The following is an 11,919-nucleotide window of genomic DNA, read 5'->3' as shown; positions in this document are numbered from 1 at the left end:
GATAGGCGGCACCTGCCGCCTCCCCCATCCGCACCCGCTGGAACGGTGGCAACGGCATGTCCGACAGCTTCGTCGACGTCGGCCGGATCGAGAAGGCCGCGGCTCTCATCGACCCCGTCTTCCGCGACACCCCGCAGTTCCCGGCGCCCCGGCTCGGCGACGAACTGGGCTTCGAGGCGTTGCTGAAGGTCGAGACGATCAACCCGATCCGCTGCTTCAAGGGCCGCGGCACCGACTTCCTCGTCCGGACGAGCGACCCCGGCGAGGTCCTGGTGTGCGCCTCGGCCGGGAACCTCGGCCAGGGACTCGCCTTCGCCGCGAGCGGGCGGGGGCTCACGGCCAAGATCTTCGCCGCCGGCTCCGTCAACCCGCGGAAGCTCTCGGCGATGCGCAGGTTCGGCGCGAGCGTCGGCCTCGTCGACGGCGACTTCGACGCGGCCAGGGACCGTGCCGCCGAGGAGGCCGCCCGGCACGGCTGGAAGCTGGTGGAGGACGGCAGCGACCCCCCGCTGGCCGAGGGGGCCGGCACGATCGCCGTCGAGCTGACCCGCGCCGGCGCCCGGCCGGTCGACCACGTCCTGGTGCCGACCGGCAACGGTTCCCTGGCCTGCGGGGTGGCCGCCTGGTTCAAGGCCGTCTCGCCGTCCACCAAGGTCATCGCGGTCGGCGCGGCCGGGGCGCCCGCGATGGAGCACGCCTGGCGCACCGGCGACACCACTCCCGGCGGGCCGACCACGACCCTCGCCGAGGGCCTGGCCGCCCGGGTGCCCGCGGCCCGCGCGGTACGGGCGATGCGGAGCACCGTCGATGACTTCGTCCTGGTCGATGACGGTCAGCTCGTCGAGGCCGTCCGACTGCTGGTGCGCACGACCGGCCTGGTGGCCGAGCCGTCCGGCGCCGCCGCCGTCGCCGCCGCCGTCGCTCTGCGCCGCGACCTCGCAGGCGCCAACGTGGCCATGGTGATCACCGGTGCGAACATCGCCCCCGGCCTGCTCCCCGGCCTGCCCGACTGAACGCCTCGGAGTGGGCGATGATGGGAGTGGTCGAGGCCTTCCTTCTCCACGAGGGCACCGTCCGGCTGGGCGCGAAGGCCGAACCGGTCGAACTCGCCGCCGGCGACTTCATCCGCTACCGCGCGGACGTCCCGCACGTCTACGAGGCCATCGGACGACGCGGCCTCAGCTGCCGCCCGACGTAGGGACCTCGTTCGAGGTATCGGGCATCCGGCCCTGACCCCCTTGTCAGAGGCCCGGCAGGTGGCGTTCCTTCAGCAGGGCCTTGTGGATCTTGCCGACCGGCGTCAGCGGGACCTCGGCGGTGATGACGAGCTGCCGGGGGACCTTGTAGTCGGCCAGCCGGTCCCGGCAGTGGTCGATGAGCTCCTCCGCGGTGGGCGGCTCGGCGCCCGGGTGCGGCACCACGTAGAACCGGCCGACCTCGCCGAGCACCCCGTCCGGCACGCCGATTCCGGCGGCCATCGCGACCTTCGGATGCGCGGTCAGCACGTTCTCGGTCTCCACCGGGTAGACGTTGAAGCCTCCCTGGATGTACATCTCCTTCTTCCGGCCGCGTAGCACCAGATGCCCGTCCGGCTCCATGGCGACCATGTCCCCGGTGGCCAGCCAACCGTCCGGCAGGAAGACCTCGGCGGTCTCGGCCGGCATGTCCCAGTAGCCGGAGGCCGCGCAGTCGCCGCGGACCTGGAGTTCGCCGACCTCCCCCGGCGGCAGGACGGTCCCGTCCGGTCCGGCCACCCGGGCCTCGAAGCCGCCGATGACCACGCCCAGGGTGCGGGAGATCGTCTCCGGGTCGTCGTCCGGCCGCGACAGCACGCACGCCCCCGAGGACTCCGACAGCCCGTACAGCCCGTACAGCGGGGCCCCGGGGAACGCGCGCCGGATCGCCTCGGCCAGCGCCGGCTCCACGTTGGACCCGCCCGCCAGGCAGAGCCGCACGGACGAGAGGTCGTAGCCCGGGAAGTCGTCGCGGCCGAGCATCAGCACGTACATCGTCGGCACGGCGCTCAGGAAGGTCACCCGATGGCGCTCGATCGCGCGCAGTGCCGCCTGCGGGCCGAACGCGGGCAGCAGCGCCACTGATCCGCCGCTGACCAGCGCGGCCATGATGGTGCAGGTGATGCCGCCAACGTGGTTGAACGGGAGGTGCCCGAGCTGCACGTCGTCGTCGCGCATCGCGAAGTGCTCCGCCTGCGCCGTCGCCGACGCCAGGATGCTCCGATGGGTGATCACCGCGCCTCTGGGGCGTCCCGTCGTCCCCGAGGTGTAGAGGATCATCAGCGGATCGTCCGGCGCCACCTCCCCGCGCGCCGCCGCCAGCGCCGCGGGGTCCGCCGGAGCCGCGGTCAGCTCGCCGAACGGCGTGCTGCCCGGGAAGCCCGTGCCGAAGAACACGTAGTCGCCCACGTCGGGTGCCTGAGACCGGAACCCCTCGAAGAACGCCGCGAAGTCGAAGCCGGGGACGGCACCGACGCTGATGACCATCCGGGCACCGCTCTGGCCGAGCATGTGGGACAGCTCCCGCTCCCGGTAGCGCGCGTTGAGCGGGACGACCACGGCGCCGATCCGCGCCGCGCCGAAGAACGCGGCCAGCCACTGCGGCGTGTTGAGCGCCAGCAGCCCGATCCGGTCGCCGCGCCCGATCCCGCGGCCCAGCAGCCCGGCCGCGACCCGGTCGGTCAGCTCGTCGAACTCGGCGAACGTGATGGTGTCGTCGCCGTCGTGCAGGAACGCCTTATCCCGCGCCGCCGCGTCCTCGAGCGCGGCCCCGATCGTCCTCGCCCGCATGTCGCCTCCCACGCCGATTGCCTCACGACCATTGATCGGGAGCCGTCCGCCGATGCCTCAGGACTTGCGGCCGACGCCCGCGTAGAACCAGATCGGCAGGGCCTCTTGCATGCTGACCGGACGCTCGGGGCGCCACAGCGGGGCCCACACCAGACCGGGATCGAGCAGCTCGAAGTCGCCGAACAGGCCGGTCACCTGCTCGCGGGTGCGTGCCGTGCCGGGCGCGGACGTCTGCTTGTAGACCTCCACGACCTTGGCGACCACGTCGGGAACGCCGTCGGCCGAGGCATGGGTCAGCGTCAGGTGGCTGCCCGGCGCCAGCGCGTCGCGCAGCTCGGCCATGATCGCCGTCGGATCGTCCGCATCGGGGACGAAGTGCAGGGTCGCCACCAGCAGCAGCGCCACCGGCCTGCTGAAGTCCAGCGATCGGCGGACCTCGGGATGGTCGAGGATCTCCCGGGGACGACGCAGGTCGGCCTGGACCATCCTGGTGCCCGCCGAGTCGGCGAGCAGCGCCCGTCCGTGCGCGACCACCTGCCCGTCGTAGTCGACGTAGACCACCCGGGCGTCGGGGTTCACCGACTGCGCGATCTGGTGCACGTTCTGCTGGGTGGGCAGGCCGGTGCCGATGTCCAGGAACTGGTCGATGCCCTGCTCGGCCAGGTACCGCACCGCACGTCCGAGGAAGGCCCGGTTCTCTTTGATCAGCGTCACCAGGGTGCCGTCGGCCACGATCGCCTCTTCGGCGCGTGCACGGTCGGCCTCGTAGTGGTCCTTACCGCCGAGATAGTAATCGTACATCCGGGCAATATTCGGGACACCCGGATCGAATTCCCCCAGTCGAGGCCGCTCGCCTGACACCGTTTCTCCTCACCGCCGCGCCCGCATTACCCCTACGCCTACAGGCTATGCCGTCCAGCGATCCTTTTTCATTCCGGCATGAGCCGCCTTCCGGCGCGGAAAATGCAACCGCAGTGGGGGCTTTGGACAAGAGGTAGCGACGGATCTTCATTACTCCCCCACGGAGTGAGATGAAAGTGAAGCGAAGGGTGACGGTCACGGCCGTCGCCGTCCTGGCCGGTGCGGGAGTTCACGTCCTGCCCCCAGCCGAGGCGCAGCAGCAGGGCACGCGAACCGGGACCGCCGGCGTCGACGAGGTGACGCTCGTGACCGGGGACGTCGTGCGGGTGCGAGGGGGCGGTCCGGCGCCCTCCGTGCTGGGGATCCGCCCCGGTAAGGGGCGTGAGCGGACGACATTCCAGAAGATGCTGGTCGGCGGGCACCGCTACGTCATCCCGTCCGACGCGGCGCCGCTGGTCGGGCGGGGCCGGCTCGACCGGCGGCTCTTCGATCTCGGGCTGCTGACCCGCGAGGGGTACGGCGACGCCCGCCGCGGGGACATCCCGGTGATCGTCGAGCGGGGCGGGAAGCGCACGGCGATCGCGGGGGCCACGAAGGTCACCGGCCTGCCGGCGCTCGGCATGGAGGCCCTGCGGGTCGACAAGAAGAACGCCGGAACGGCCTGGACCTCGCTCACGGCGGCGGGCCTGCGCGCCGGCGGAGCGGTCACCCGCGTGTGGCTCGACGGCAAGCGCCGGGCACGGCTCGACCAGAGCGTGAAGCAGATCGGCGCCCCCGCCGCGTGGGCGAAGGGATGGGACGGCAAGGGCACTACCGTCGCCGTCCTGGACTCCGGATACGACACGGGCCACCCCGATCTCAAGGGCGTCGTCGTCCAGTCGCGGGGATTCACCGGCCAGGGCGCGGGCGACGTCCAGGACAGGTTCGGCCACGGCACCCACGTGGCATCGATCGTGGCGGGATCGGGGACGGCGCCGGCGGGCCGCTTCCGCGGAGTGGCGCCCGGCGCGAAGGTCGCGGCGGGCAAGGTCATCGACGACTCCGGATCCGGGTACGACTCGTGGATCCTCGCCGGGATGGAGTGGGCGGCCACCGAGGTCAAGGCCAGGGTCGTCAACATGAGCCTGGGCGGCCCCGACTCGCAGGGCGGCGATCCGCTGGAGCAGGCGGTCGACACGCTCACGGCCCGTACCGGCGCGCTCTTCGTCGTCAGCGCGGGCAACGACGGTCCGGGCGAGCGCACCCTGGGCTCCCCGGGCACCGCGGACGCCGCGCTCACCGTGGGCGCGGTGGACAGGGACGACTCCCTGGCGGAGTTCTCCAGCCGCGGGCCGCGGCTGGGCGACTACGCGGTCAAGCCCGACATCACCGCGCCCGGAGTGGGGATCGTCGCGGCGCGGGCGAAGGACACCGTTCTCGACGAGCCCTACGACGACAACTACGTGCGGGCCTCGGGCACGTCCATGGCCGCACCCCACGTCGCGGGCGCGGCCGCGATCGTCGCCGCGCAGCATCCGGACTGGCCGGCGGCGCGGCTGAAGGCGGCGCTCATGAACACGGCCGGACCCACCAAGGGGGCGTCCGCCTTCCGGCAAGGCGCCGGACGCGTCGACGTCGCCCGCGCCGTCGGCCAGTCCGTGGTGAGCACCGAGGGCACGCTGTCGGAGGTCCAGCGCTACCCGCACGCCGAGACCACGTACCGCACGATCACCTACGAGAACTCCGGTGACCGGCCGGCGGAGCTGACGCTCCAGGTGGACGCGCCCGGCAAGGTGTTCCGCCTGGACCGCCCGACCGTGACCGTGCCCGCCAAGGGCCGGGCCGACGTGCGGCTCGCCATCGGCGGACCGGACGCGCCCCAGGGCGCTCACAGCGGCACGGTCGTCGCCACCTCCGGCACGACTGCCGTCCGCACGGTGGTCGGCGCCTACCTCGAGCCGAAGGCCCACGACGTCACCTTCAAGGCGATCGACCACGACGGTCAGGACACCGGTGAGCTTCTCACCGTGCAGGACCAGGACTCCCCGTACAACGAGTTCGTCATCTCCGACGGAACGACCAAGTACCGCTTCCCCGAGGGCCGCTACAACGTCTTCGGCAGTATCGCGACGGCGGTCAAACCCGATGGGTGCCGCGACAGCACGCTCGCGCACCAGCCCATCGCGTTGACCCGGGATCGGTCGGTGGTGCTCGACTCGCGCGCCGCCGTGAAGCCGGTCAGTGTGACGCTCGACGATCCCTCTGCGGAGATGGACGAGGTCTACGATCTCGGCTTCGGGTATGCCGGCGGCGCCGTCAAGTACGAGTACAACCCGGAGAGCAACTGCCCCCTCTCGCACCGCTACCTGCTGCCCGTCAAGCAGAGCGGCCTCGCCTATTTCAGCCACACGGTCTGGGAGAGAAAGGGCTCGACGGACGAGACGCCCAGCCCCTACCAGTACGCCGTCTACGACTACCGGCGCGGTGAGTTCCCGGCCGACCCCTCGTACAGCGCGCGTGCGGCCGACATGACGACGGTCCGGGCCACCGTGCGCGGGCTCGCCGCCGAGTCGGCCGCGAGCCTCGCCATCGGCGCGGCGTTCCCCGAGCTCGCCTCCCCCTGGATGGTGGGGAGCCGCGTGCACGCCCCCGGCACGATCACGCTTCACCTCACGCGCAATCCCGACTTCCGATGGTGGTCGATCCTGGAGGGGCTGGGCTCGGATGACGAACACGCCGGGACGTTCACCGGTTACGCCCCCATGACCCTCGCCGGTCCCTCTCACCGTGTCACGTTCGGATCGGCGGTCATCGGGCCGGCGTTGCACGATCCGGTCTTCGGCGGGGACGGACAGACCCCCAACGCCGAACGGACCGGGGACGTCGTGCACTACGCGCCGGCCGGCTTCTTCAGCGAGTCGGGTCACGGCGGCTTCGGAGACGAGGCCGCCGCCAAGGGCGGCCTCGAGCTGAAATCGGGCGGGAAGGTCATCAAGACCGCCCCGTTCGAGTCGTACGACCTGACCGCCGCCGTTCCCCCTGGCGAGGCGGAGTACGAGCTGACCGCCGACGCCCAGCGGGACGTCCCGAACGCCAAACTGTCCACCAGGGTGACGGCCACTTGGAAGTTCCGGTCCGGTCACGCGGCGCAGAGCACATCGTTGCCGCTGCGCGCCGTCCGCTTCGCGCCGCAGGGACTCGACGACCTCAATCGGGCGGCCGCGGGCGAGCCGACCGTCGTCTCGCTGTGGACCGACAGCAATGACGGCTCCCCCACCGGGGACGTGACCGCGGAGGCGTCCTTCGACCGCGGCCGCACCTGGCGGAAGGTCCCGGTGAAGCGCTCCGGCGACCGCCGGACTCTGACGATCACCGGGACGCAGCCGGGGACGGTCTCCCTGCGGGCCGCCGCGACGGGCCCGTCCGGCTCCACGGTCACCCAGACCGTCCTCGACGCCTACGCGGTGGGCCGCTGACGGACGCCCGGCGTCCCCTCCGGTCGCCGGAGGGGACGCCGGACGGCGGCCGCGCGCCGATGGGCGGGCGGGCCGGTCAGGACTGGGCGAGCAGGGCGTCGTAGGCGTTGGAGGGCCGCTGCCCTGACATGAAGGCCAGGAACTCGCGGACGAACTCGCCGCGCGAGTAGCGGCCGCCGGCGTCCGGGTCGGCGCCGGCCAGGTCGCGCTCGAAGGCCCTGCGGAACAGCGTCCGGTACTCGGCGGCGTCGATGGACTGGTCGCCGTCGGAGTCGGCGACGTCGAACAGCACCTCGGCGACCTTGATCAGCGCGGGTCCGGCCAGGGACGCGGCGGTCGCGGCGTACTCCTGGCGGGTGATGCGGCCGTCGCCGTCGGCGTCCAGCGCCCCCAGCAGTTCGCGCCACCAGTCGGCGTAGGCGTCGTAGAGCCGCGTCTCGTCGCGTTCGCCCAGGTCGAGCCGGGTGGCGATCTCCCGGGCCATGGCGGCCAGGTCGGGCCAGTCCAGGTGGCCGTCCCCCGTCTGGTCCAGCACCTCGGCGAAGAAGCGATCGGCCGACCGGGCCGCCGGGCCGCCGGAGCCGGCGTCCTCAGGGTCGGGGGTGAGCAGGCGGAACAGGGCCGCGGCCTGGGACCTGCGGCGGTTCAGCGCCGCCAGCGCGCCGGCGGCGGCGCCGGACCCCTGCCCCGGGGCGGGGTCCAGGATGCCCATCAGCGTGTCCGTCCGGGTCCAGGACTGCGGGAGCAGGCGCGTCGCCACGCCGGAGCCGAGATGGACGCCGCGGCTCAGCGCCTGCGCGCCGGGCAGGTCGCCCAGCCCCGCCTGCCGGCGGAAGGACTCCGGCAGGGACGCCATGATGACCGCGGCGGCCACCGGTCCGGCCACGGTGCGTCCCACCGCCCAGACCGCGGGTCGGCCGCGCAGCAGCGGCGGCGGGGGCACCTGGGCGAACAGCCGGAAGAGGATGACGCGGATCGCCTCGGTGTTCTCCAGCCCCCGGGCGAGCATGTCGTCGAAGTAGGGCCAGAACTGGCGCAGCGTGAGCGGCAGGTGGTCGGCGTCGCCCTCCAGCAGCGCCAGGAACGCCCGGAACTCGGCGTACAGCTGTTCCATCGTGGGTCCGTCCAGGGACTCGCCGCTCAGCCGGGACATCGTGAGCGTCGATTCGAACAGCGTGGCCACCACCCATGCGCGCGCCTCGGGGTCCATCGCGTTGTACGGGCGGCCCTGGGCGTCGTCGCCGGAGATGCGCGCGTGCATGCGGTTGAGCCTGGAGACCTCCCGGTCGCGGACTCCGGTATCGGCGTCCAGGATCCGCTGCGTGCTGGTCAGGGTGTTGCGCAGCCGCCGCCACGGATGCGCCACGAAGGTGGAGTTGTCGAGCAGTGCGGCACCGATCTGCGGGTGCGCCGCCTCCAGTACCGTCGCCCGGACCACCGCCAGGCCCCAGCGGGCATCGTTGCAGTACCCGTGCAGCAGTGAGTGCGGCCCGAGAAGGGCGCTGTCAGGGGTGGCCGGTTCGCCGGAGGCGGCGGTGGCATGTGAGCCGGCGGTGGCTGTCGTGTCGCTCATCGCTATCCCTCGTCCGTGGTGGCCGGCACCGTGACGTCGCCGAAGCGGCGCCTGCGCTGCCGGTAGGCGGTCAGGCACTCCCAGAAGTGCGCCGCCCGGAAGTCGGGCCACAGCACCTCCGGGAAGACCCATTCGGCGTAGGCCACCTGCCAGAGCATGAAGTTGGAGATGCGCTGCTCTCCCGAGGTGCGGATGACCAGGTCCACATCCGGGGTGTCGGGGTGCGGCAGGTGGCCGGCAAAGTTGGCCTCGGTGACGTCCTCGGCCGGGACCCGGTCGCGGATGAGGGACCGGGCGGCCTCGACGATGTCGCGGCGTCCCCCGTGGTCGAACGCCACCGTGAGCGTCATCCGCTTGTTGTCGCGGGTCAGTTCCATCAGATCGGTGATGTCGCGCGTCAGCGTCGGCGGGATCCTGGGGTCGCCGACGCCCAGGAACCGGCAGCGGATCCCCCGCGCGTGCAGCGCCAGGGCGTGCTTGCGCAGCGTCCGCCGCACCAGCCACATGAGGTGGTCGACCTCGTCGCAGGGACGGCGCCAGTTCTCCGTGGAGAAGGCGTACAGGCTCAGCCATTGGACCCCGGCCGCATGGGCCGCCTCGATCACGTCGATCACGGCGGCTTCCGCCGCCTGGTGCCCGGCCGACCGAGGCAACGACCGTTGTGCCGCCCACCGGCCGTTCCCGTCCATCACGCACGCCACATGACACGGCACACTCGACACAGTCGCACGACCTCCACCACTGGCTGCGGACCGCCCGTCCTGGCCCGCAGAACCCCCGATACACGACGCTCCCCGGCCCCCGGCGCCGAGGAGCTCGCGCGCCGGGGGCCGGGACTCCGGTACGGACAATGCCCTCACATCAAGATCGTTACTCTATGAAGTAAAATAGATCCGAAAAGTGAGATCCTGGTGGTCAAATCGGAGCCTGGACGGTCAAGTCCGTGCCATCCGCGCGGAGGTACGGCCCGTGCGTGGAGTATCAGGCGGCGACGTTGTTGTGTGCCCCAGAGGCCCTTACGATTCGCCTACGATCCGCACCCGCCGGATTCCGCACCGGGAAGGAACCACCGATGACGACGGACGGCTCGGCCGCCAGGATCCCGCACGCGGATGTGCTCCGGGAGGTCGCGCGGCTGGGAGGGATGATCGATGAGGATTTCGAGCCGGATGACCGGCGGGTGCCCACACCGCTGGGAGATCGGCCCGTCCCATCGCCGATCCAGGCGCTCCTGTCGGTCGTATGGCCGGAGGGGCGGGTCCGGCCGCCGCGCCGCGGTGCGCGCTTTGTGACCTATGAGGACGGCGACGCGTACGAAGTCACGTTCCCCCAGCTCGTGGACGGGGATCCCGTGGCGCCGGACCGCGCCTGCTTCATCATCGCGTTCAACGAGTCGACGCAGTACCACTGGGTCATCGATCTTGACGATGCGCACCCTGACGACCCCTGGGTGCACCAGGTGGACCACGACTTCCATGACGCGGAGTTCGATGGCCCCGAGCGGCTGTCCCAGATGCTCGCCGCCCTCCAGATCCCCTGACCGGGCTCGCGCAGGAGTCGATGGGCCGCGGTCGCCATGACCGAGGGGGTCCGGTCGTCGCCGTGGGCGGTCCCTCGGTCATGGCGGAGCCGGGCCGGAGCCGTCAGTTGTCGATCCTGGCCTGCTCGGGCACGGGCGCGGTGGCCGCCCCGGCGGCCTGCCGGGCGCCGGCGACCTTGCGGGCGGCCGGGATGACGGCGGCGATCAGGGCGGAGACGAGGGCGATGCCGCAGCCGATCATCAGGCCGGCGCGGAAGCCGTCCTCGGAGGTGAGGGCGTGGCCGCCCATCGTGATGGTCATCTGGGACAGGACCACGCCGATGACGGCGGCGCCGACCGAGGTGCCCAGCGACCGCATGAGGGCGTTGAAGCCGTTGGCGGCGGCGGTCTCCGACAGCGGGACGGAGCTCATGATCAGGGCGGGCATCGCGCCGTAGGCGAGGCCCACCCCGCTGTTGATGATCATGATGGAGAGCATCAGGCCCCACGCGGAGCCCATCAGCGCCAGCGCCGCGCCGTAGCCGGCGGCCAGCACCAGGACACCGCTGATCAGGGTGAACTTCGGGCCGCGGACGTTGGTCAGCTTCCCGCCGAGCGGGGAGACGAGCATCATCATGACGCCGCCGGGCGCCATCCACAGGCCCGCCGCGAACATCGACTGGCCCAGGCCGTAGCCGGTGGCCTTGGGGAACATCAGCAGCTGCGGCACGATCAGCATCGAGGCGTACATGCCGAAGCCGACGAAGATCGACGCGAGGTTGGTGAGCAGCACCCGGGGGCGGGCCGTGGTGCGCAGGTCGACGATCGGTTCGCGGCTGCGCACCTCCCACCCGCCCCAGGCCAGCAGCACCACGACGGCGGCGGCGAACAGGCCGAGCGTGGTCGCCGAGGACCATCCCCAGTCGGCGCCCTTGGAGACCGCCAGCAGCAGGCAGACCAGGCCGACGCCGAGGCCGATCGCGCCGGGCGCGTCGAAACGCTGGCCCTTGGCGCTCGGCGGCACGCTCGGGATCATGAACCAGATGAGGGTCGCGACCGCCGCGGCGAGCACGGCCGATCCCCAGAACAGCACGCGCCAGCTCGCGTACTCGGCGATCGCCGCGGCGATCGGCAGGCCCAGGCCGCCCCCGATGCCCATGGAGGCGCTGACCAGCGCGATGGACGAGCTGAGCTTCTCCTGCGGGACCACGTCGCGCAGCAGCGCGATGCCGAGCGGCACCATGCCCATGCCCATGCCCTGCATGCCGCGTCCGATGATCATGGGGACGACCGAGGACGACAGGGCGCACACCACCGAGCCCACCACCAGCGGCACCGAGCACGCCAGGAGCATCGGGCGCTTGCCCACCAGGTCGCCCAGGCGGCCGAAGACCGGCACGCAGACGGCCGCCACCAGCAGGGTGACGGTGATCACCCAGGTGGCGTTGGACGGCGTGGTGTGCAGGATCCTCGGCAGCTCCGCGAGGAGCGGGGTGACCAGCGTCTGCATGATCGCTGCCGTGATGCCGGCCAGGGCCAGCGTGGTGACCACGCCGCCGGCTCGGGCCGTGGTCTGTGGGGCGTCCATAGGACTCCTCGGCTATCTGTCTCGGTGAAGGGCGGCTCAGGGCATGCGTCGGAATCGACCATGTGCATGGTACATGCGAGATGCAGCGTACACATACTGTGGCCGGCGCATATCATCCT

9 protein-coding genes are annotated in these 11,919 nt (G+C 71.9%); 4 read left to right on the top strand and 5 right to left on the bottom strand.

Annotation, left to right across the window (positions count from 1 at the left end):
- Positions 1-56: 56 nt before the first annotated feature.
- Positions 57-1,013, top strand: coding sequence for a threonine ammonia-lyase (locus OHA34_RS37400; protein ID WP_285936556.1), 957 nt, complete (start codon positions 57-59; stop codon positions 1,011-1,013).
- Between the two features lie 17 nt (positions 1,014-1,030).
- Entirely contained in the window at positions 1,031-1,198 is a 168-nt protein-coding gene (locus tag OHA34_RS37395; protein WP_329520234.1) for a hypothetical protein, read from the top strand.
- Between the two features lie 43 nt (positions 1,199-1,241).
- Here OHA34_RS37395 and OHA34_RS37390 read toward each other — a convergent pair whose 3' ends face one another.
- Positions 1,242-2,804 (bottom strand): class I adenylate-forming enzyme family protein, encoded by a 1,563-nt coding sequence (locus OHA34_RS37390; RefSeq protein WP_329520233.1) that lies wholly within the window; start codon positions 2,802-2,804, stop codon positions 1,242-1,244.
- Positions 2,805-2,861: 57 nt separating this feature from the next.
- Positions 2,862-3,665: an SAM-dependent methyltransferase gene (locus tag OHA34_RS37385; protein WP_329520232.1), complete on the bottom strand. Its 804-nt coding sequence runs from the start codon at positions 3,663-3,665 to the stop codon at positions 2,862-2,864.
- Between the two features lie 176 nt (positions 3,666-3,841).
- Between OHA34_RS37385 and OHA34_RS37380 the strand changes: the two genes are divergently transcribed.
- A complete protein-coding gene (locus OHA34_RS37380; RefSeq protein WP_329520231.1) occupies positions 3,842-7,120 on the top strand; it encodes a S8 family serine peptidase in 3,279 nt (1,092 codons plus the stop codon).
- A gap of 76 nt (positions 7,121-7,196) precedes the next feature.
- Here OHA34_RS37380 and OHA34_RS37375 read toward each other — a convergent pair whose 3' ends face one another.
- Positions 7,197-8,693: an oxygenase MpaB family protein gene (locus OHA34_RS37375; RefSeq protein WP_285936561.1), complete on the bottom strand. Its 1,497-nt coding sequence runs from the start codon at positions 8,691-8,693 to the stop codon at positions 7,197-7,199.
- 2 nt (positions 8,694-8,695) lie between these two features.
- On the bottom strand, positions 8,696-9,394 hold the full coding sequence (gene uppS / locus OHA34_RS37370; protein ID WP_329522487.1) for a polyprenyl diphosphate synthase: 699 nt from the start codon (positions 9,392-9,394) through the stop codon (positions 8,696-8,698).
- 371 nt (positions 9,395-9,765) lie between these two features.
- Between uppS and OHA34_RS37365 the strand changes: the two genes are divergently transcribed.
- Complete coding sequence (locus OHA34_RS37365; protein ID WP_285936563.1) at positions 9,766-10,233, top strand: hypothetical protein; 468 nt, start codon at positions 9,766-9,768, stop codon at positions 10,231-10,233.
- Positions 10,234-10,336: 103 nt separating this feature from the next.
- Here OHA34_RS37365 and OHA34_RS37360 read toward each other — a convergent pair whose 3' ends face one another.
- A complete protein-coding gene (locus tag OHA34_RS37360) occupies positions 10,337-11,800 on the bottom strand; it encodes an MFS transporter (RefSeq protein WP_285936564.1) in 1,464 nt (487 codons plus the stop codon).
- Positions 11,801-11,919: the final 119 nt, after the last annotated feature.

It is taken from the genome of Spirillospora sp. NBC_01491 (genome assembly GCF_036227065.1).
GTDB lineage: Bacteria > Actinomycetota > Actinomycetes > Streptosporangiales > Streptosporangiaceae > Spirillospora > Spirillospora xylanilytica.
This window is presented reverse-complemented; position numbering and strand designations above follow the sequence as displayed.

Bases quoted from the DNA above. Each gene is read 5' to 3' on its own strand.
- OHA34_RS37390 (WP_329520233.1), bottom strand. From the start codon at position 2,804: ATGCGGGCGAGGACGATCGGGGCCGCGCTCGAGGACGCGGCGGCGCGG.
- OHA34_RS37395 (WP_329520234.1), top strand. From the start codon at position 1,031: ATGATGGGAGTGGTCGAGGCCTTCCTTCTCCACGAGGGCACCGTCCGG.
- OHA34_RS37360 (WP_285936564.1), bottom strand. From the start codon at position 11,800: ATGGACGCCCCACAGACCACGGCCCGAGCCGGCGGCGTGGTCACCACG.
- OHA34_RS37365 (WP_285936563.1), top strand. From the start codon at position 9,766: ATGACGACGGACGGCTCGGCCGCCAGGATCCCGCACGCGGATGTGCTC.
- OHA34_RS37400 (WP_285936556.1), top strand. From the start codon at position 57: ATGTCCGACAGCTTCGTCGACGTCGGCCGGATCGAGAAGGCCGCGGCT.
- OHA34_RS37375 (WP_285936561.1), bottom strand. From the start codon at position 8,693: ATGAGCGACACGACAGCCACCGCCGGCTCACATGCCACCGCCGCCTCC.